The organism is Paracoccus cavernae, from assembly GCF_042430175.1.
In the GTDB taxonomy this organism is placed as follows: Bacteria; Pseudomonadota; Alphaproteobacteria; order Rhodobacterales; family Rhodobacteraceae; genus Paracoccus; species Paracoccus cavernae.
In genome coordinates this window covers 162,786-183,256 of sequence record NZ_JBHMDZ010000002.1, presented here as the reverse complement: position 1 = coordinate 183,256, position 20,471 = coordinate 162,786, and the positions used below count along the sequence as shown (strand labels likewise).

Here is a 20,471-nt window from a genome sequence, read left to right as displayed (position 1 = left end):
GCGACAGATCCGCCGCGCCTTTGCCGAAAATCAGATCTTGCGGGTCACGAAACGGGTCTCGAGATAGGCCTCGAGCGCTTCCGAGCCGCCTTCGGTACCATAGCCGGAATCACCGATCCCGCCGAAGGGCACTTCGGGCAGCGCAAGGCCGAGATGGTTGATCGTGGTCATGCCCGCGCGCACCTCGGCCCCGATCCGCGCCGCGGTCGTGCTGTCGCGGGTGAACGCATAGGCGGCAAGGCCGTAGGGCAGACGGTTGGCCTCGGCAATCGCCGCATCGAGGCTGTCGAAGCGGTTGATCACCGCAACGGGGCCAAAGGGCTCCTCGTTCATGATCCGCGCATCGACCGGCACATCGGCGAGAACCGTCGGCTCGAAGAACCAGCCCTCGTTGCCGATCCGGCGCCCGCCGGTGGTCAGCCGCGCACCGCGATCGACCGCATCGGCAATCAGCGCCTCGAGCGCGGGAATGCGGCGCTCGTTGGCCAGAGGCCCCATATCGACGCCCGCATCCATACCGTTTCCGACCCTCACCGCCTTGGCCGCTTCGGTGAAACGGGCGGTGAAATCATCGGCCAGACGGGTCTCGACCAGAAAGCGCGTGGGCGAGACGCAGACCTGCCCCGCATTGCGGAATTTCGACCCCGCCATCAGCGCCACCGCCTGATCGAGATCGGCATCCCCCGCGATGATCACCGGCGCATGACCGCCCAGCTCCATCGTCGCGCGTTTCATGTGAAGCCCCGCCAGCGCCGCAAGCTGCTTGCCCACGGGCGTCGAGCCGGTGAAGCTGATCTTGCGGATCACCGGATGCGCGATGAGATATTCCGAAATCTCGGCCGGCACGCCGTAGACGAGGTTCATCACCCCCGCAGGCAGACCGGCATCGGCGAAGGCGCGGATCAGTTCGGCGGGCGAGGCCGGCGTCTCCTCGGGGGCTTTGACGATGATCGAGCAGCCCGCAGCCAGCGCCGCCGACAATTTGCGCACGACCTGGTTGATCGGGAAGTTCCACGGAGTGAAGGCCGCAACCGGACCGACCGGCAGCTTCACCGTCATCTGCAAGACATCGGGGGCGCGGGCGGGAATGACCTGACCATAGGCGCGCTGCCCCTCGCCCGCGAACCAGTCGATGATATCGGCACCCGCCGCAGCCTCGGCCACGGCCTGCGCCAGTGGCTTGCCCTGCTCGAGCGTCATGATCCGCCCGATCGCGGGGGCGCGTTCGCGCAGAAGATCAGCGGCGCGGCGCATGATGCGGGCGCGTTCGTAGGCCGAGGTCTGCGACCACAGCGCGAAACCGCGTTCCGCCGCCGCCAGCGCCGCATCGAGATCGGCGCGCCCGGCCCAGGCCACAGCGCCGATCCCGAGGCCGGTCGCGGGGTTCACCACATCGATGCTGCGCCCGTCCGAGGCATTCTGCCAGCGGCCGTCGATGTAAAGCTGGGTATCGGGATAATCGCTCATGATAGGCTCTCGCTTGCGGAATGGATGAGGCCGGAGGCGATCGCGACCGGCTGCGACTTGCCCAAAGACATATAAGCGTGATCGCGAAAGGTCGACCTCCCTCCCCCGAATACCGCCGCAATGTCGCGCAAATGCATGATCGACAAGGAAAATCTACGACTTTTATCCGCGACACAACGCCACCTTGCCATTTTTCCTTTTCGCAAACTTTCCCGACTATTTCTGTTGAACATTCCCGCCACTCCGTCATATCTGGGCCAATCGACTGCGTTCGGCCGGAGTTTTTGCGTGTTCGCTCCTTTTCTCATCATGCTCCGCGAGGGGCTCGAAGCAGCTCTGATCATCGGCATATTGGCAGGCTATCTGACGCGGACGGGCCGCGCGGCGCAGCTTCCCGCGATCTGGGCGGGGATCTTCCTCGCGCTCTCGGTCGCATTGCTGACCGGCGCGGCGCTGATCATGCTCGACGCCTCCTTTCCGCAAAAGGCGCAGGAGCTGCTCGAGGCGGGAATCGGCGTCATCGCCTATGTCTTCCTCATCACCATGGTGCTCTGGATGCACAAATTCGGGCGTTCGGTGAAATCCGACCTGCAAGGCCAGATGGACAGCGCCTTCAGCGGCGGCTCGATCTGGTCGCTGGTGGCTTTGGCCTTTGCGGCTGTCGCGCGCGAGGGGCTGGAATCGGTCTTTTTCCTGCTCGCGATCTTCCAGCAAAGCAGCGGCTGGCATGCACCGCTCGGCGCGCTCACGGGCGTGCTGGTTGCGATCGTGCTGGGCTGGCTGATCCATCGCGGCGCGCTGAGCGTCAATCTGGGGAAGTTCTTCCGCTGGACCTCGATCTTCATCATTCTGGTCGCTGCCGGAATCGCCGCCAGCGTGCCGCGCGCGCTGCACGAGGCGGGGATCTGGAACCATCTGCAACAGCCGGTCTGGAACCTGTCCGAGACCCTGCCCGAGTCCTCGCTGTTCGGCACGCTGCTGTCGGGCTTCTTGGGCTACCGCGAAAGCCTCGTTCTGGGCGAGCTGCTGGTCTATCTGGTGGCGCTGGTCGTGCCGCTTTTGTGGATCTTGCGCCCGCGCAAGGTCGTGCCCCTCGCCCCCACCAAACCCGAGGCGCGCCATGTCGGCAACTGATCCGCTCCAACCGATCCCGCGCCTGCTGTTTCCCGCAAGCCTCGCGCTTTGCGTGGTCTCCGCCGGCCTGTTCGTTACGGCCTTGGCTGTTGCCGAACGCGGCGCGACATCCGGCCAAGAGGCGCTGACCGAAATCCGCGTGACCGAGAAGGTCTGCGATCCGATGTCGCTGACCCTGCCCGCCGGACGCCAGAGCTTCCGCATCCATAATGCCGCGCAGACCCGCCCGCTCGAATGGGAGATCCTCGACGGTGTCATGGTTGTGGCCGAGCGCGAAAACATCGCGCCGGGTTTCAGCGCCGATCTGGCGGTGCGCCTGATGCCGGGCGAATACCAGATCACCTGCGGCCTGCTGTCCTCGCCGCGCGGCACGCTGACCGTGACCGCGACCGACCAATCTCTGGCCGAACAAAAGCAGCCTCCCGTCCGCGCCATGATCGGGCCCTTGTCGGAATACAAGGTGCGCATGATGCGCGATGCGGGACGCCTGCAAAAGACGCTGGCCAAGCTGTCTGCGGCGATCGAGGCCGGTGATCTTGCCAAGGCGCGCGAGCTTTACGCCGAGGCGCGCGGCCAGTGGCGGCGCATCCAGCCGGTTGCGGGGCGTTTCTCGGATCTCTCGCAACGCCTCGATCCCTCGCCTCGCTATCTGGCGGGCGGCGAGGACGATCCGGCCTTCACCGGCTTCCACCGCCTCGAAGGCGCGCTTTGGGGCACCGCCCCCGAAGATGCCGCAACGGCGGATGCAACGGTCACGGCAATGGTCGCGGATGCCGCACTTGTGTCGGCGCGGATGAAGGATTTCGCCCCCGCTCCCGCCGATATCGCCGAGCAAAGCGCGCAATTCGCGGCCCATCTCGCCGATGCCGTCATCCCCGAGGGCGACAATGCCCATAGCGGTCAGGACGGCGCGGAGCTGGCGGCGGCGCTGGCGGGGCTTCAGGCATCGGCGGGGCTGCTCGAGCCCTTCCTCTCGACCGGCCACCCCGATCTGCAGGCCGGTCTCGGCCAAAGTTTCGCCGCGCTTTCCCAGCGCATCGCCGCCCTTCCCGCCGATTACCGCGAAACCCCGCGCGCAGATCGCGCCGCGCTGGCGGCAGGCTTTACCCAATTGTCGGAGCTCCTGCGCGAAGCCAATCGCGCGATGGGGCTGGAGGCGTGAGATGACCAAAGAAATGCCGCCCCAAGGCGGATGTCCCCATTCGTTCAACCGTCGCGGCCTGCTGATGGGTCTGGGTGTGGCCGGATTGGGCGCGGCCATGACAGGGACCGCGCATGCCCAAGTGCCGGCACAGCAAGGCGATCATGCCGTGACCAACGCGCCCTCGGCCACAGTGGCCTCGGGTCCGGTCTCGCCCTATGGCACCCATCAGGCGGGGATCGTGACGCCGCGCCCCGCACACGGGCTTTTCGCCGCATTCTCGGTCCTTGCCCGCGATCCCGCCGAGCTCGAAAACCTCATGCGCCGTCTGGGCGAGCGTATCGCGACGCTGACCCATGGCGGGCCGGTGCCGCAGCTCGACGCCAACCTGCCGCCCTTCGACAGCGGGCTTTTGGGGCCGGTGATCGCGCCGGATGCGCTGACGATCACGCTGTCTTTCGGCGCCTCGCTTTTCGACAACCGCGACTGGCTGGCGCCGCACCGGCCCAAGCAATTGCAGCGCATGACCTCGTTTCCCAATGACGCGCTGGTCGCCGATCAATGTCATGGCGATCTGGGCGTGCAGATCTGCGCCAATACCTCGGATGCGGTCATCCACGCGCTGCGCGATCTGATCAAGAACATCCCCGACCAGATGGTACTGAAATGGAAGGTCGAGGGCTCGGTCCCCGTCCTGCCCGCAGCAGCCGACGGCACGGTCGAAAGCGCGCGCAACTTCCTCGGTTTCCGCGACGGCTCGGCCAATCCCGATGCGGGCGACGACGCGCTGATGGGGCGCATCCTGTGGGTCAATGCACCCGCCGAGCCCCTTTGGGCCCGTCACGGCAGCTATCAGGCCGTGCGCATCATCCGCAATTTCGTCGAACGCTGGGACCGCACCAATCTGGGCGAGCAGGAACGCATCATCGGCCGCCTGAAAATGTCGGGCGCGCCGCTCGACCAGCCCGAAGCGGGCGAATTCGTGCCCCCCGACTATGGCAGCGACCCCGAGGGCAAGGCCACGCCGATGGATGCCCATATCCGTCTGGCCAACGACCGCAAGGCGGGCTCGGAGGCGCGTCTGATGCTGCGCCGCCCCTTCAACTATTCGCTCGGGGTGACGAAATCGGGCCAGCTCGATCAGGGGCTTTTGTTCATCGCCTATCAGGCCGATCTCGAACAGGGCTTCATCGCGGTCCAGAACCTGCTCAACGGAGAGCCGCTCGAGGAATATATCAAGCCCGTCGGCGGCGGCTATTTCTTTGCTTTGCCCGGCTACGGGCAGGGCGACTACCCCGCCAGCCAGCTGATTGCGAGCCTGTGATCCCACACATCCCCAAGGGCCGTGCGCCCGCTTCCTTGCCAAGGAGACCCTGATGAAACGCCTGCTACTGACCTGTGCCTTCGTGCTGGCCGCCCCCCTTGCCCATGCGCAAGAGCCGAGCCTCGATCTTGTCGGCCCGATCGCCGAATACAAGCTTTATGTCGCGGAGAACCTCGACCAGCTGGTCGAAGACACCACCGCCTTCACCACCGCCGTCAAGGCCGGCGATATCGAGACCGCCAAGGCGCTTTTCGCCCCGACCCGCCTGAGCTACGAGCGGATCGAACCGATCGCCGAGCTGTTCTCGGATCTCGACGTCTCGATCGACAGCCGCGCCGATGATTACGAGCTGGCCGAGAAGGACCCGAAATTCCCCGGCTTCCACCGCATCGAATACGGGCTTTGGGACCAGAATTCGACCGAGGGCCTCGCTCCGGTCGCCGACAAGCTTCTGGCCGATGTCACCGAGCTTCAGGGCCGGATCGAGGGCCTGACCTTCCCGCCCGAAGTCGTGGTCGGCGGCGCGGCTGTTCTGATGGAAGAGGTCGCGGCCACCAAGATCTCGGGCGAGGAAGACCGCTACAGCCACACCGATCTTTGGGACTTCCGCGGCAACTTCGACGGCGCCTATAAAATCGTCGAGCTGACCCGCCCGCTGATCGCCGAAAGCGAGGCCGAATTCCTCGCCAAGGTCGACGAGAACTTCAAGACGATCGACGTCACCCTCGACAAATACAAAGAGGGCGAAGGCTATGTCTCCTACGACAAGCTGACCGAAGAGGACCGTCTGGTTCTGGCGACCGGCGTGAATACGCTGGCCGAGGATCTCTCGACGCTGCGCGGCAAGCTCGGCCTCGATTGATCCCAGCTGATACCCAAACAAAAACGGCCCGGGGATTGCCTCGGGCCGTTGTCGTTTTGGCGTGTTTGGCTTGTGGCGGCCTCAGATCAGCCCGTCGAGCAGCAGGAAACCCGGCAGCCAGCCGGTGAAAATGCCGGTGAACAGCGTGACCCAGGCGGTCTGGCGCTGGATCGGGCGGCCAAGCGCCAGAAGCAGGAAATACATGAACCACAGCCCGCACCAGACCACCCAATTGGCGGCCAGCCACAGATCGGTCGCGCTGGCGGCCTCGGCGAAACCGCGCAGGAAGACCGGCACGGTGGTGATCGCGACAAAAAGGCTGAACCAGCCCAAGCCGCGCCCGTCGACGCCCGACCAGCGGTTATAGGCCACCCAAAGATAGGTCGTCGCAAAGAGCAGCGACAGCGCCGCATTGCGGATGCTGCCCGCCGTGCCCACGACAAAGCCGTCATGGACGACCACGCCAAGCGAGACCAGCGCCGAGATGATGTTGATCACGACGATTTCGCGATCCTCGATTTTGCCCATCAGCCACAGGCCGTTGAGGCACAAAACCGCGCCGACATAGAAAAGAACGAAGCCGGTAAGCATCGCACGAACTCCGAAAATGGCCCGAAAGGGCGAAATGACAGGGGACAGGAGCTTCGCGCGTCGATCCGGCTACCTGCCGCATCGCGAGACTTTTCGACCGACCGCCCGCAAAGGGGCGTTTGTCGCCGAAGGAACCAGCCAAAACCGCCTATTGGGCAAATCCGCGCCCCTGTCAACGCCCTTCCGGCGGGGCGAAAGCGGCACGGATGTTGGCGCATGCGGAGACTACGGCGTCCCGCCTGCCGCATGGCTGCCTTGCACGGATACCGCGCGGGCGCCGCGCATCCTATCCGCCCCCTAGGCGCGCCGTTTTGGCCAATGAAATGAGATGCTTCCGCCCGATTCCCGATGGATTTCCGGCACTTTCTCGTGGCGTTTTGCAAATGCGTCTCAAAAACAAGTCATTGTTTTTATTGACATTACCGCTCGCAGCCTTATTTCGGGCGCTTCGGGGAGTAGCGACCGCAGCAATGCGGGGGCGTGTCAACATTCTCGCGGGTAAGTCCCCGCGTGGCGCGACCAGCCGGAAGGCCTTGCAAGACCGTACATCATGTTTTGGGCGGAGCTTCGTCCCGCCAAGCCAAGGAGAAATCCGATGTCCCCGATTGCAATCGGCGTTCTGGCCGTCGGCATGTCCGTCGACGCATTCATTGCCTCGCTCGGGCGCGGGGCGAGCGGGAGCCGCCCGAGCTTCGCCCTCGCGCTGCGCACCGGCGCGGTTTTCGGCATTATCGAGGCTCTGACGCCGCTTTTGGGCTGGACCCTCGGCGTCGCGGCCAGCCGCTATGTCGAGGCTTTCGACCACTGGATCGCCTTTACCCTTCTCGCGGCTGTCGGGCTGCGCATGGTGATGCAGGCGCTGCGCCGTCCCGAAGACGAGACACCGGCTCCCGCCTCGTTCTGGATGCTGGTCGCAACTGCGGTCGGCACTTCGATCGACGCGATGGTGGTCGGGGTCTCGCTGGCCTTTCTCGAGGTCAATATCGTGATCATCGCCCTTGCCATCGGTCTGGCCACTATGGCCATGAGCACGACGGGCATGCTCGCGGGGCGATTTCTGGGCAGCCGTCTCGGCCGCATCGTCGAGATTCTGGGCGGCCTCGCATTGGTCGCTTTCGGCACGACCATCCTGATCGAGCATCTGAGCGCCTAGACCGCGCGCCCCTGATCCAGACCGAAACGCCGGATGCGGCGATGGATCGTGGTGCGGTCGACCCCGAGCCTGCGCGCGCAGAGCGAGATATTGCCGCCAGAAGCGACCAGCATCTGCGCGAGAGCCGCCGCCTCCGAGGGCAGGACCCCGACCGGATCGTGCTGGGGCGCGGGCCCGAGCAGGGCCAAGGCAGCCTCGGGCGCGATGGTCCCGCCGCGCGCCAGAACGGCCAGCCTTTGCGCCAGAAACGCGAGCTCGCGCAGATTGCCCGGCCAGCTTCTTTGCGCAAAAGCGCGCAACAGTTCTGGCGGCAGAACCACCGTGGCGGCAGCGGCCTTGCTGGTCAGATGCTCGGCCAGCCACAGCAGATCCTGCCGTTCGGCAACGCGCGGCAAGGCCAGATGCGCGCCGCAGATCCGGTGGTAGAAATCCGGCCGGAGCCTGCCGTCGCCCGCCAAATCCGCTGCACCAAGGCCCGTGGTCGCGATCACCCGCAGATCCAGCGGCACCGGCCGCAAAGCGCCGAGCGGAAGAAAGCTGCCCTCGGCCAGAAGGCGCGACAGACGTGTCTGGATACGCTCGGGCAAGGCCTCGATATTTTGCAAGACCAGCGTCCCGCCATCCAGTTCGCCCAGATGGCCCGATGCCGATTTGCGCGCGCTTTGGCGGCCGAAAAGAAGGGCCTCGGTCTCGGGATCATCGAGGTCAGGGCACGAGAGCACCGAGAATGCACCACTGCGGCGCGAAAGCTCGTGGATCTTGCGCGCCAGCGTCAGCTTGCCCGTTCCCGTCGCCCCCGAAATCACCAAAGGCAGCTTTGAAGGGGCCAAAGCCGCCGCCTGCGCCAGCAATTCGGCCATGACGGGATCGTCGCCCGCAAGGCTGCGCAGGGCATCCGGCAAGGGCGCGGGCGTCATCGTCCGGGGTCTTGCGGTCCGGCGCGGAGGTGTCGGCGGGCGCGGTTCGATCGCATGGGCAAACAGACGGTGGCCGTCGCGGGTCTCGATCAGGCGGTCGCGGGCGGGGCGCTGGCGCGTCAGATCCTCGAGCCTGCCAAGGCCGATATCGAGGAAATCCGAGACCGGCCGCCCCATCACCCGCCCCGCCTGCCGCCAGTCCAGCCCTGCTGCCCGCGTCAGAGCTCGCATCGCGCCATGGGTTGCGCCGATCACCCGTCCCGCGCCATCGAGCGCCACCGCGGCCTCGGGATCGACATCGAGAAAATCGGGACTTCCCGCCAGCCGCAGCACCCATTCGCGCCGGCTTTCGGCCATGAGATTGGCCATCTCGATCCGCCGCACGGTCTGGCCGACCAAATTGAGTGCCATCGACTGGCTCGCGCGCGGCAAAGGCGAGGAAAGCAGCGAAATATCGAGCGCCGCAACCAGCGCGCCCTGGCTGTCGTAGATCGGTGCGGCGGTGCAGGAGAGCCCGCCATGGGTCACGTCGAAATGGTCGGTCTGGTGGATGATCAGCGCCTCGCCGGTTTCGAGGCACGCACCCAGAGCGCAGGTTCCCGCGCGCGCCTCGGACCATTCCGCGCCGAGATAAAGCCCGCTTTTGCGCAGCGCGCTTTTTTGGGCCTCGTCGCCCAGATATTCGACGGTGACACCCGCGCGATCCGACAGCATCAGCACATAATTCTGGCCCGCGACCAGAGCGAAAAGCTGCTCGATCCCCGAACGCGCGATCGCCACGAGATCGCTGGCGCGCTGGCGGTGCTCGCGCAATTCGGCATCGGTGACGATATGGGCCGCCGCGCGCTGGCTCGGGTCCAGACCATGCTGGTTGAGACAGCGCAGCCAGCTGTCGACCACGATCGGATCGCGTCCGACCCCGCGCCCCTGCGAGACATGTTCGATCTCGCGGATATGGTGGCAATCGCTCGCCATCGCGCCCCTTCCTCCACCCGAGATGCCCTGCTGCGGACGGGCCTCGACAAGGCTAAACCCGCGCGCCCCCTCCCGCAAAGGCACTTTGGTCGCAGAAGATCGATCACCGCCGCACCTGTGGCACGCGGCGCCACAGGTGATCCGCACAAGTCTTTGATTTCGTTGAGACGCGTTTTTTTCTTTGTCGCACTGCCGCCGGCAGAGCAGCATCACCCTATCTCAAAGCGCGCGGCATCAGGGGGAAGGAGGAGCCCCCGCCGCGCGCCCGATCACCGCAAGGGAGGAACCATGCTCGACCAACACTCACCCCAAAGCCAGCTTGCCGCGCTGGTTGGCCAACTCAATGACGCGCTTGTGGCCCAAGATGCCGACCGCGTCGCGGGGCTCTTCCTCGACGACAGCTATTGGCGCGATCTGGCCGCTTTCACGTGGAACCTGAAGACCAGCGAAGGCCCTGCCCAGATCCGCGACATGGCAAAGGCGCAGCTGTCCCATATCAAGCCGCAGTCGATCGCGCTTGACCCCAAGGAGAGCGTCTCCGAGGGCGGGGGCGTCACCGAAGGCTGGCTGGTTCTGGAAACCGAAACCGGCCGCGGTGTCGGCCATATCCGCATGAAGGACGGCAAGATCTGGACGCTGCTCACCACGCTCCACGAGCTGAAGGGCCATGAGGAACCGCGCGGCCTGCGCCGTCCGATGGGCGCCGAACACGGCCATGACCCCGAGCGCAAGACGTGGAAGGAAAAGCGCGCGGACGAGGCCGCGACCCTCGGCTTCACCGAACAGCCCTATGTCTTGGTGATCGGCGGCGGTCAGGGCGGCATCGCGCTTGGCGCGCGTCTGCGCCAATTGGGCGTGCCCGCGATCATCGTCGACAAACATCCGCGTCCGGGCGATCAGTGGAGGAACCGCTACAAATCGCTCTGCCTGCATGATCCGGTCTGGTACGACCACCTGCCCTATATCCCCTTCCCCGACAACTGGCCGGTCTTTGCGCCCAAGGACAAGGTCGGCGATTGGCTGGAGATGTATACCAAGGTCATGGAGCTGAATTACTGGTCCTCGACCACCGCCAAATCCGCGAAATACGACGAGGCCAAGAAGGAATGGACAGTCGTCCTTGAACGCGACGGGCGCGAGATCACCCTTCACCCGAAACAGCTGGTGCTGGCGACCGGCATGTCGGGCAAGGCTAATGTCCCAGACATTCCCGGTCAGGACATCTTCAGGGGCGAGCAGCAGCATTCCAGCCAGCACCCCGGCCCCGATGCTTACCGCGGCAAGAAGGTCGTGGTGATCGGCGCGAACAACTCGGCCCACGACATTTGCGCGGCGCTTTGGGAAGGGGGCGCGGATGTGACGATGATCCAGCGCTCCTCGACCCATATCGTGAAATCCGACAGTCTGATGGATATCGGTCTGGGCGATCTCTATTCGGAAAAGGCGCTGGCCAACGGTATCACAACCGACAAGGCCGATATGATTTTCGCATCCCTGCCCTATGCGATCATGGCCGATTTTCAGGTGCCGGTTTACAACGCCATCCGCGAGCGCGACGCCGATTTCTACAAGGCGCTGGAAGGCGCGGGCTTCATGCTGGATTTCGGCGACGACGACAGCGGGTTGTTCATGAAATACCTGCGCCGCGGCTCGGGCTATTACATCGACGTAGGCGCTTGCGATCTGATCATCGACGGCTCGATCAAGCTGAAATCGGGCGTCGGGATCGAGCGTCTGACCGAAACCGGCGTTCTGCTGGATGACGGGACCGAACTGCCCGCCGATCTGGTGGTCTATGCCACGGGCTATGGGTCCATGAACGGCTGGGCGGCGGATCTGATCAGCCAGGAGGTCGCGGACAAGGTCGGGAAATGCTGGGGCCTTGGTTCCGACACGACCAAAGACCCCGGCCCTTGGGAGGGCGAGCAGCGCAATATGTGGAAACCCACCCAGCAGGAAGGCCTGTGGTTCCACGGCGGAAACCTGCACCAGTCGCGCCATTATTCGCGCTATCTGTCCTTGCAGCTGAAAGCGCGGCTCGAGGGGATCGAGACGCAGGTCTACGGCATGACCAAGCCCCATCACCTGCGCTGAAACCCGCCCCTGAAAACGCGAAAGGCCGGAGATCCTCCGGCCTTTTCCATGCGCGATGACGGCTCCTTACGCGCGCCCCTCCGCGCGAGAGGTCACGACCGAGGGGCGCAGTTTCAGCAGCGTCTGGGTGATCAGCCCCGCCAGAACCGCCTTGATCGCGTCCCCCGCAAGGAACGGCAGCGTCAGTAGATAGGCCTGAGCGAAGCTTTTTCCCAGAATGATCGCCATGCCTGCCGCGCCGAAAACCGAAAAAAGCAGCACCGGACCAAGGATCGCACCCGCAAAAGCCGAGACGCTGACCGGCACCTTGCGCCAATGCTCGACCACCAGCCCCGCGACAAAGGCCGCAAAGGGAAAGCCGATGATATAGCCCGCCGTCGGACCTGCCAGAACGCCCAAGCCCCCGCGCCCGCCCGAGAATATCGGCAGGCCGATCAGGCCGAGGACCACGAACAAAAGCACCGCCAGAAAGCCGCGTTTCGCGCCCAGCACCGTTCCCGCCAGCGCGACCCCCAAGGTCTGCAACGTGATCGGCACGCCCGAAATCAGGTCGATCCGCGGCATCATCCCCAGAACGGCGATCAATGCGGCAAACAGGGCGATATGGGCGATACTGCGTTCCATCAGGCTTTCCTCGGGCGGGATCCGCGCACTGCGAATCACTTGTGGCGGGGCGAGATGCCGCCGCGTGCGCGCAAGGCTTCCGCGACCTGATCGGCCTCGTCAAGCGCCGAGAGCGTCAGCGGAAGCGCGGTCCGCCAGCCCGGACGGCGATGCGAACGTGCGCGCCATGCCATCGCGATCCCGCGCTGCCGCTCCAGCAAAAGCGGCGCGAAGCGGATGACCAAAGCCATCGCCAAAGCCACCGCGCGCGGATCAAGCCCGAGGCGGCGGAGCGGCGAAAGCAGCCGCTCGATCACCGCGATCATCTCGGAGAGGGAGGTGGTCAGCGTCACCAGATTGGCTGCGGCAACCGCCAGCATCATGCGTAGGATCAACAGGCCGCCCAGCGCCAAGGTCCCGCCAAAAGCGTGCCAGACCGCGAGCACGAGAACAAAGGGCCACAAGGGCAGCAAGGCCCGCAGCCCCGCCCGCGCCAGATCACGCCCGAGCGCGAGGTAGATCCCCGCCAAGGCCAACGCCGCCAAGGCCAGACCGGCCGGCGGCAGGCGGAAAAGCAAGAGCGAGGCCGCCGCCAGCAGCGCCAGCTTGACGCCCGCGGGCCAACGGTGAAGTACCGTCCTACGCGGATGGGTCAGGGTCAGCATCAAGCGCCCCCAGCTCGGCCATCGCCGCATGAAACTGCGGCAGGATCAGCGCGGGCGGGCCATCGGCCGCAACCAGACCGCGATCGATCCAGATCACGCGATCGACGCTTTCGGCATGGATCGGATCATGGGTGATGGTGATCAGCCGCTGCTTGAGCCGCCCGAGCTGACGTGCAAGCCGCAGGCGCGTCGGCAGATCCAGCGCGGCAAAAGGCTCGTCGAGCAGAATGGTGCGCGGCGCCATCAGCAAGATCGCCTGAAGGCAAAGCCACTGTTTCTGGCCGTGGCTCAGCGTATGGACGAGCCGGTCGTGCCAATCGCTGCGCCCCTCCTGCTCGAGATGCGCCCTGACCTGTGCCGCCGCATCGGCCGCATTCACGCCCTGCTGGCGCAGCCCGAAGGCAAGCTCTTCGTGAACGGTCGGGAAGATGATCTGGTGGTCGGGATTCTGGAAGAGAATGCCGATCGCCGCCAGCATCCCCTCGCGCTCCTTGACCGGATCGAGCCCGCTGATACGGACCTGCCCGCGGGCAGCCCCCACCAAACCGGCGGCAAGCCGGAGAAAGGTGGATTTCCCTGCCCCGTTGCAGCCGATGACGGCAATGCGCGCCTCGCGAATATCGAGCGTGATCGGGCCGAGCAGACGCTGGCCGTTCTGCTGCACCTCCGCAGCCTCGAAAATCAGGGAATCGTCGCGCCACTCGCTCATATGGGAAAGATTTAGCCCCGCCGCCGCCAAGATGCAAAAGGGAGTTCGCCTTGATTCTCCGCGACTTTCCCGTTTTCCGACAAATATCCTTCTGCCGTTGCGCAAGGCCGCGTGCCGGCCACGGCGCAATCACGACCGGATCGGGGGGGCAGGCATGCCTCGCCCCCGCACTTCTCCGTGCTTCACCATCGCGTCCCCTTTGTCCGCAAATCCGCGCACGCCCTTGCCTCAAACCCTCCCCCACCCTAACGCAGACATGTTAAGCAATTGATAACAAAAAGCCTCTTTCACGGTCCCGCTGCCGGCCTGCCGGAAAGCCCCCTCCACGATTGCGCCGATCCGCCTGCGATCACGCCTAAGCCGCTGTTTACTTGCGCTCCGATCGGGTCGGGCGCAGCGCCGCAGGGCTGGTCAAACCCATCCCGACTTTGCATGATGCCGCGGGATCCACCCTTGCGGTGAAACTTTGAAGGACTTGTCATGATCACGCTTTTCTACGCGCCTGGCGCATGCTCTCTCGCACCCCACATCGTTCTGGAATGGATCGGTGCCCCCTATAAAGCCGTGAAAACCGCGATCGGCTCGCCCGAGCTTCTCGCCCTGAACCCCGCAGGCGCCGTTCCGGCGATCAGCGAGGAGGACGGCTGGCACCTGACCCAGGCTTCGGCCATTCTCGACTATATCACCCAGCTCCACCCCGAGGCCGATCTGGCCGGCGGCAGCAGCCCGCGCGAAAAGGCCGAGGCGCATAAATGGAGCGCCTTCCTGACCAGCGACGTCCATGCCTCCTTCTGGCCGATCTTCATGCCCGACCGCTACAGCACCGATGCCGAGAAGAAGGCGCAAGATCAGGTCGTCGAGGCCGGCAAGATCATGGCCGCCAAGAAATTCACCATCCTGAACGCCCATATGGAAGGGCGCGACTGGATCCTTGGCGAAGGCCGCGGCAAGCCCTCGTATCTGGACGCCTATGCCTTCCCGATGCTGCGTTGGGGTGCCTCGAAACTGCCCGAGGGCCTCAAGCCCTGGCCGAACCTGCTCGAGCTGACCAAGCGCCTCTATGCCGATCCGGCTGTCGACCGCGTTCTGGCCGTCGAAGCAACCGCCTGATCACAGGCGAGGAACCACCGCCCGCTCAGGGCAGCGAAGAAGGGCCGAAAGGCCCTTCTTTTTTGTTTCGCGCCCACGTCGCCCGCTTGCGGTCGCCCGACGCATCGCAATTTTATCTATTATTTACCAAAACATCATTTCCGTTTCCCAAATCCTCCCGCTTTTTATAGACAATCCTTGTTGATTCCGACGAAACAGAGCACGGGGCAGTAAAATGGATCAGACGGCAGCAGAAATTATCTACAATCTGCCATTTATGGAGCTTCTAAATCGCGCCCATCAGACCCATCGCGCGCATTTCGACCCCAACTACGTCCAGCGCTCCAAGCTTTTGTCGATCAAGACCGGAGGCTGCCCCGAAGATTGTGCCTATTGCTCGCAATCGGCGCGCAACGGCTCGCAGCTTTCGGCCTCCAAGCTGCTCGAAGTCCAGCGCGTCATCGCCGAGGCCCGCGCCGCGCGCGATCAGGGGGCGACGCGCTATTGCATGGGCGCGGCCTGGCGCTCGCCCAAGGAGCGCGACATGCCCGCGATCATCGCGATGGTCCAAGGCGTCAAAGCCCTCGGGATGGAGACCTGCATGACGCTCGGCATGCTCGACGCGGAGCAGACCCTCGCGCTGAAAGAAGCGGGGCTCGATTATTACAACCACAATATCGACACGTCGGAACGCTTTTACCCCGAGGTCATCACAACGCGCAGTTTCGCCGACCGGATCGAGACGCTGGAGCGGGTGCGCGAGGCGGGGATCAATGTCTGCTCGGGCGGCATTCTGGGTATGGGCGAGACGGCGGAGGACCGCATCTCGATGCTGGTGACGCTCGCCAACCTGCCCGAGCCGCCGCAATCGGTGCCGATCAACATGCTGATGCCGATGGCCGATACGCCGATGGCCGATGTCGCGCCGCTCGATCCTTTCGACTTTCTGCGCAGCATCGCGCTGGCGCGGATCCTGATGCCCAGATCCCATGTCCGCCTCTCCGCCGGCCGCAGCAAGATGAGCGACGAGATGCAGGCCCTGTGCTTCTTTGCCGGCGCCAATTCGATCTTCGTCGGCGACACGCTTCTGACCGCCGACAACCCCGAGGAGGACCGCGACGCACGGCTCTTCGCGCGGCTGGGTCTTCATAGCGGCGAGGGCCTTCCGGCAGATCCCGCGAAAACCGCTGCCGCAACCGCGAAGGCCAAGCGCGCAAACCGCCCCGTCCCAATCCTGACATGAGCCGCTTTCCGGCCCATCAGGCCCAGCTTGCCGCGCTTGAGGCGCGCGGGCGGACGCGGGCCCTTTCCCCCGCGCAGGGGCTCGACTTCGCCTCGAACGACTATCTCGGGCTTGCTGGGTCGGAGCTGCTGCGCGACGCCGCGCATCAGGCGCTGGCGCGCGGGGTACCGCTTGGTGCGGGGGGCTCGCGGCTCCTGCGCGGCAACCATCCCGAATTCGAGGCTCTCGAAACCGAGGCCGCCGCCTTCTTCGCAAGCGGGGCCGCCTTGTTCATGGGCGGCGGGTTTCAGGGCAATCTCGCGCTTTTCGCGAGCCTGCCCCGCGCCGGCGATCTGGTGCTGCACGACGCGCTCATCCATGCCAGCGCCCATGACGGGCTGCGCCATTCACGCGCCGAGCACCGCCCCTTTCGCCACAACGACGCCGCCGATGCGCGCGCGGTCCTGCAGGGCTGGCGGCGCGCGGGCGGCACGGGGCGGATCTGGATCGCTGTCGAAAGCCTCTATTCGATGGATGGCGATTTCGCGCCGCTGGATGCGCTGGCCGATCTCGCGCGCGAAAACGATGCGGTGCTGGTCGTGGACGAGGCCCATGCCACCGGACTCTACGGACATCAGGGGCGCGGCCTGTCGCATGCAATCGACGATGTCGCGCTGATCGCGCTGCATACCTGCGGCAAGGCCCTCGGAGTTTCGGGGGCGCTGATCACGGCCGACAAGGTCGTGATCGACTGCCTGATAAACCGCGCGCGGCCGTTCATCTATGCGACTGCGCCCTCGCCCCTCAATGCGGCGCTGGTCCGCGCGAGCCTAGCCGCCCTGCAGGAGCGCCCCGCTCTGATCGCCCGAGCGGGCGCGTTGCGCGCCCATGCCGCAAAAGAGGCGCGCGACCTATGCGGCCTCGATCCCGCGCCGAGCCAGATCATCCCCCTGCCCGTCGGCGACGATCACGAGGCGCTTACGCTGGCCGCCCACCTGCAGGCCGCGGGTTTCGACATCCGCGCGATCCGCCCGCCCACCGTACCAAAGGGGACGGCACGGCTGCGCATTTCGATCACCGGATCGCTTGACCCCGCCGCGATCACCGCGGCTTTCCGCACAATCGCCGCGACAAGGAGCTGACATGCCCGCAATCATCGTCACCGGAACCGATACCGGCATCGGCAAAACCCTCTTCAGCGCGGGGCTGACCCAGGCGCTGAAAGCGCGATATTGGAAGCCCGTCCAATCGGGCCTCGACGAGGAAACCGACAGCGAAACCGTCGCCCGTTTGACGGGACGCCCCGTCTTGCCCGAGGCCTACCGCCTGGCCTTGCCTGCCTCGCCGCACCTGTCCGCGCGGATGGAAGGCACCGTGATCGAACCCGCGCGCCTCGCCATTCCGCCCCATTCCGGCCCTCTGGTGATCGAGGCGGCGGGCGGGCTGATGGTGCCGCTTGCGCCTGATCTGCTTTACATCGACCAGATCGCGGCATGGCGCGCACCGGCCGTCCTTTGCGCGCGTACGAGCCTCGGGACGATCAACCATACGCTGCTGTCGCTCGAGGCCCTGAAGGCGCGCGACGTGCCGGTTCTGGGGGTGGTCTTCGTCGGCATCGCCCATCCCGAAAACGAGCGCATCATCCCCGCGCTCGGCAAAACGCGGCGGCTGGGCCGGATCGATCCGCTGGCGACGATCACCGCGCAAAGCCTTGCCAAGGCCATGACCGGGATCGATCTGGCGCCCGTCAAAGCCGCGCTGGCCGATGGGGCCGCCGCATGAGCGCCCCCCTCGCCGCCCTGCCTCGACCCGCCGCACCCGAGGAGTCCGCGTCGGGCGCGCTCGCCCCCCGTGACCTCACCCCCGAGGAATTCGACCGCCGCCATCTCTGGCACCCCTATGACAGCCCGCGCGCTCCCGCGCCCGTCCACCGCATCGCCCGTGCCGAGGGGATCATGCTGCATCTGGCCGACGGCGGCCGGATGATCGATGCGATGTCGTCATGGTGGTGCGCGATCCACGGCCATGCCCATCCCGCGATCCGCCAAGCCATGCACGCCCAGATCGAGCGCATGCCCCATGTCATGTTCGGCGGGCTGACCCATGATCCGGCGATCGAACTCGGGCGGGCACTGGTCGCGCTTTTGCCGCCGGGCCTCGACCGGATTTTCTACTCTGACAGCGGCTCTGTCGCGGTCGAGGTGGCCCTGAAAATGGCGCTTCAAGCCCAGCTCGCGCGCGGCGAGCGCCGCCGCACCGGCTTTGCCACCATTCGCGGCGGCTATCACGGCGATACATGGAAGGCGATGAGCCTCTGCGATCCGGTCACCGGCATGCATGGCCATTTCGGCTCCGCGATCCGTGTCGAGCATTTCCTGCCCGCGCCGCCGGTGGACTTTCACGAGGTCTGGCCGCCCGACCCCGCCCACAACGGTCTGGCCGAAATCGAGGCGCTGTTTTCGCGCAAGGCGCACGAGATCGCGGGCTTCATCCTCGAGCCTGTGGTGCAAGGCGCGGGCGGCATGCGCTTTTACCATCCCGCCTATCTGCGCGGGTTGCGGGACTTGTGCGACCGCTACGGCATCCTTCTGATCTTCGACGAAATCGCCACCGGCTTCGGCCGCACGGGGCGGATGTTCGCGATGGATCACGTACAGGTCACGCCCGATATCCTGTGCCTCGGCAAGGCGCTGACCGGTGGCCATATCACTTTTGCCGCGACCATCGCGACGGGGGCTGTCGCCGAAAGCATCGCCTCGGCCGCACCCGGAATCTTCATGCATGGCCCGACGTTCATGGGCAACCCTCTGGCCTGCGCCGCCGCCTGCGCAAGCCTTGCGCTGCTCGGGCAGGGAGATTGGCGCAAGGATGTCGCGCGGATAGAGGCGCAGCTTGCGGAGGAGCTCGCCCCCGCCCGCAAGATCGCAGGTGTCGCCGATCTGCGCGTTCTGGGTGCAATCGGCGTAATCGAGATGGATCATCCGGTCGACACCGCCAAGGTCCATGCCGCCGCGCCGCGCATCGGCGTCTACCTGCGCCCCTTCGGGCGGCTGCTCTATACCATGCCGCCCTATGTCACCGGCGCGAAGGATCTGTCGCGCATCACCTCGGCCATGCTCGCGCTTCTCGGCGAGGGGATATGAGGGCGCGCTGGCTCAGACGCGAGGGCGCGGAGGGACTCGTCGTGATCTTCGGCGGCTGGTCCTTGGGGCCTGCCCCCTTTGCCCATCTCTCGGGCGCGCAGGATGTGCTTTTCCTCGACGATTGGCGCGAGGTCCCGCCGGATTTGGCCCTGCCGCAGGGCTACCGCGAGCGGGTCCTTCTGGCCTTCAGCTTCGGCGTTGCGGCCGCCGGTCACTGGCTGGCGCAGGCCGGACGGGATCCCTTCACCCGCAAGGTCGCGGTCAACGGCACGCTTGCCCCCGCCTGCCCGCGACACGGCATCGCGCCCGAACAGGTGCGCGCCACGGCCGACCAGCTCTCGCCCCAAAGCCTCGCGCGTTTTGCCGCGCGCGCCGGAGCCGCGCCGCCCGAGGCACCCGATCTCGATGCGTTGCGGAGCGAGCTCCACGCCACGCTTGATCGTGGTGCCGCGCCCGAGACGCGCTTCGACCGGATCCTGATCTCAAGGCGCGACCGGATCTTCCCGCCAAGCGCCATGTATCGGGCGTGGCAGTCCCAAGCGGCCGCAATCCGCGACATCGACGCCCCGCATTGCCCTTTCGCGCGATGGTCGAATTGGGCGGAGATCGCGGAATGACCGCCCTCCCGCTCGAACGGATTGCCCGCAGTTTCCACCGCCACCGCGCGAGCTACGACGATCATGCGACGCCGCAAAGCCTCGTTGCCCGCGACCTCGCGCGCCGCCTTGATCGCGCCAGCGGCACGCGGCATTTCGATAGCGTCTTCGAATTCGGCTGCGGCAGCGGCCATCTGACCCGCGCCTTGGCCGCGCGCTTTGCCATCGGGCAACTGGCGCTGAATGATCTGGTGGCCCAAGCTTTGCCGCAAGACCTGCCCTGCCCCGCGCGCTTCCGAACGGGTCCGGTCGAGGATGCCGAACTGCCCGCGCGGATCGACCTGCTTGCCTCGGCCTCGACAATCCAGTGGTTGGCCGATCCGGCGGCCACCTTGGCGCGGCTTTGCGCGCGGGTGGCGAGGGGCGGCTGGCTTGCGGTATCGGGCTTCGGCCCCGCGCAGTTTCGCGAGCTCTCGGCGCAAAACGGTGCGGGCGCCCCCTCGCTGATGACGCCCGAGGCGATGGCGCGCCTTCTGCCCGAGGGCTGGCAGGTCGCGGATTGCGGGCAAAGGGTGTTGCGGCAATGGTTCGCCGAGCCGCGCGATCTCTTGCACCACCTGCGCAGGACCGGCGTCAACGGGCTTGCGCGGCGCGGTTGGACCCGCCGCGATCTGGCCGGCTTTTGCACCGATTTGCGCGCCGCGCATGGCGATGGAACGGGGCGCGTGCCGCTCAGCTGGCATCCGGTCTGGCTGGTCGCGCAAAAGCGGGACTAGGGCCCGACCT

19 protein-coding genes are annotated in these 20,471 nt (G+C 65.8%); 13 read left to right on the top strand and 6 right to left on the bottom strand.

The features are described from left to right. Window positions 1–30: 30 nt before the first annotated feature. A complete protein-coding gene (locus ACFFUC_RS04520) occupies window positions 31–1,467 on the bottom strand; it encodes an NAD-dependent succinate-semialdehyde dehydrogenase (protein WP_377683945.1) in 1,437 nt (478 codons plus the stop codon). Window positions 1,468–1,755: 288 nt separating this feature from the next. On the opposite strand from ACFFUC_RS04520, the gene efeU reads away from it, so the two are divergent. From efeU to efeO, 4 genes are read left to right on the top strand one after another with little or no spacing between them, the layout of a single operon-like run. Then, window positions 1,756–2,601 (top strand): iron uptake transporter permease EfeU, encoded by an 846-nt coding sequence (gene efeU, locus ACFFUC_RS04515; protein ID WP_377683943.1) that lies wholly within the window; start codon window positions 1,756–1,758, stop codon window positions 2,599–2,601. Further along, the gene (locus ACFFUC_RS04510; protein WP_377683941.1) at window positions 2,588–3,763 is read left to right on the top strand and encodes an imelysin family protein; all 1,176 of its coding nucleotides are present in this window, start codon (window positions 2,588–2,590) and stop codon (window positions 3,761–3,763) included. Before efeU ends, ACFFUC_RS04510 begins: the two co-directional genes overlap by 14 nt. 1 nt (window position 3,764) lies before the next feature. Further along, a complete protein-coding gene (efeB, locus tag ACFFUC_RS04505; protein ID WP_377683939.1) occupies window positions 3,765–5,066 on the top strand; it encodes an iron uptake transporter deferrochelatase/peroxidase subunit in 1,302 nt (433 codons plus the stop codon). 52 nt (window positions 5,067–5,118) lie between these two features. Further along, on the top strand, window positions 5,119–5,928 hold the full coding sequence (gene efeO / locus ACFFUC_RS04500; protein ID WP_377683938.1) for an iron uptake system protein EfeO: 810 nt from the start codon (window positions 5,119–5,121) through the stop codon (window positions 5,926–5,928). An 81-nt stretch (window positions 5,929–6,009) separates the two neighbouring features. Here efeO and ACFFUC_RS04495 read toward each other — a convergent pair whose 3' ends face one another. After that, on the bottom strand, window positions 6,010–6,519 hold the full coding sequence (locus ACFFUC_RS04495; RefSeq protein WP_377683936.1) for an AmiS/UreI family transporter: 510 nt from the start codon (window positions 6,517–6,519) through the stop codon (window positions 6,010–6,012). 595 nt (window positions 6,520–7,114) lie between these two features. Here ACFFUC_RS04495 and ACFFUC_RS04490 point away from each other — a divergent pair. Continuing rightward, entirely contained in the window at window positions 7,115–7,672 is a 558-nt protein-coding gene (locus ACFFUC_RS04490; RefSeq protein WP_377683935.1) for a manganese efflux pump MntP, read from the top strand. On the opposite strand, the gene ACFFUC_RS04485 is transcribed toward ACFFUC_RS04490, so the two are convergent. Continuing rightward, window positions 7,669–9,564, bottom strand: coding sequence for a sigma-54-dependent Fis family transcriptional regulator (locus ACFFUC_RS04485; RefSeq protein ID WP_377683933.1), 1,896 nt, complete (start codon window positions 9,562–9,564; stop codon window positions 7,669–7,671). The two genes, ACFFUC_RS04490 and ACFFUC_RS04485, sit on opposite strands and share 4 nt — an antisense overlap. Window positions 9,565–9,852: 288 nt before the next feature. Here ACFFUC_RS04485 and ACFFUC_RS04480 point away from each other — a divergent pair, with 288 nt between their 5' ends. Then, window positions 9,853–11,658 carry an NAD(P)-binding domain-containing protein gene (locus tag ACFFUC_RS04480; RefSeq protein WP_377683932.1) on the top strand — a complete coding sequence of 602 codons (1,806 nt, stop codon included), beginning with the start codon at window positions 9,853–9,855 and terminating at the stop codon, window positions 11,656–11,658. 66 nt (window positions 11,659–11,724) lie between these two features. Here the strand turns inward: ACFFUC_RS04480 and ACFFUC_RS04475 are convergent, their stop codons facing one another. The 3 genes from ACFFUC_RS04475 to ACFFUC_RS04465 are packed head-to-tail and all read right to left on the bottom strand — an operon-like array spanning window position 11,725 to window position 13,635. After that, complete coding sequence (locus ACFFUC_RS04475) at window positions 11,725–12,282, bottom strand: biotin transporter BioY (protein WP_377683931.1); 558 nt, start codon at window positions 12,280–12,282, stop codon at window positions 11,725–11,727. A 35-nt stretch (window positions 12,283–12,317) separates the two neighbouring features. Further along, window positions 12,318–12,926 carry an energy-coupling factor transporter transmembrane component T gene (locus ACFFUC_RS04470; RefSeq protein ID WP_377683929.1) on the bottom strand — a complete coding sequence of 203 codons (609 nt, stop codon included), beginning with the start codon at window positions 12,924–12,926 and terminating at the stop codon, window positions 12,318–12,320. After that, window positions 12,901–13,635, bottom strand: a complete 735-nt coding sequence (locus ACFFUC_RS04465; RefSeq protein ID WP_377683928.1) for an energy-coupling factor ABC transporter ATP-binding protein — start codon at window positions 13,633–13,635, stop codon at window positions 12,901–12,903. The genes ACFFUC_RS04470 and ACFFUC_RS04465 overlap by 26 nt, the downstream gene beginning before the upstream one ends. Before the next feature lie 480 nt (window positions 13,636–14,115). On the opposite strand from ACFFUC_RS04465, the gene ACFFUC_RS04460 reads away from it, so the two are divergent. The 7 genes from ACFFUC_RS04460 to ACFFUC_RS04430 all read left to right on the top strand — a co-directional run bounded on the left by ACFFUC_RS04460 (window position 14,116) and on the right by ACFFUC_RS04430 (window position 20,461). Then, on the top strand, window positions 14,116–14,745 hold the full coding sequence (locus ACFFUC_RS04460; protein WP_377683927.1) for a glutathione S-transferase family protein: 630 nt from the start codon (window positions 14,116–14,118) through the stop codon (window positions 14,743–14,745). A 214-nt stretch (window positions 14,746–14,959) separates the two neighbouring features. Further along, on the top strand, window positions 14,960–15,967 hold the full coding sequence (bioB, locus tag ACFFUC_RS04455) for a biotin synthase BioB (RefSeq protein ID WP_377683925.1): 1,008 nt from the start codon (window positions 14,960–14,962) through the stop codon (window positions 15,965–15,967). Beyond that, window positions 15,964–17,088 carry an 8-amino-7-oxononanoate synthase gene (locus tag ACFFUC_RS04450; protein ID WP_377683923.1) on the top strand — a complete coding sequence of 375 codons (1,125 nt, stop codon included), beginning with the start codon at window positions 15,964–15,966 and terminating at the stop codon, window positions 17,086–17,088. Before bioB ends, ACFFUC_RS04450 begins: the two co-directional genes overlap by 4 nt. A gap of 1 nt (window position 17,089) precedes the next feature. Further along, on the top strand, window positions 17,090–17,728 hold the full coding sequence (gene bioD / locus ACFFUC_RS04445; RefSeq protein ID WP_377683921.1) for a dethiobiotin synthase: 639 nt from the start codon (window positions 17,090–17,092) through the stop codon (window positions 17,726–17,728). Further along, on the top strand, window positions 17,725–19,089 hold the full coding sequence (gene bioA / locus ACFFUC_RS04440; protein WP_377683920.1) for an adenosylmethionine--8-amino-7-oxononanoate transaminase: 1,365 nt from the start codon (window positions 17,725–17,727) through the stop codon (window positions 19,087–19,089). Before bioD ends, bioA begins: the two co-directional genes overlap by 4 nt. Beyond that, entirely contained in the window at window positions 19,086–19,706 is a 621-nt protein-coding gene (locus ACFFUC_RS04435) for a pimeloyl-ACP methyl esterase BioG family protein (protein ID WP_377683918.1), read from the top strand. The genes bioA and ACFFUC_RS04435 overlap by 4 nt, the downstream gene beginning before the upstream one ends. Then, window positions 19,703–20,461: a methyltransferase domain-containing protein gene (locus ACFFUC_RS04430; protein WP_377683916.1), complete on the top strand. Its 759-nt coding sequence runs from the start codon at window positions 19,703–19,705 to the stop codon at window positions 20,459–20,461. Before ACFFUC_RS04435 ends, ACFFUC_RS04430 begins: the two co-directional genes overlap by 4 nt. The last annotated feature ends 10 nt before the right edge of the window (window positions 20,462–20,471 follow it).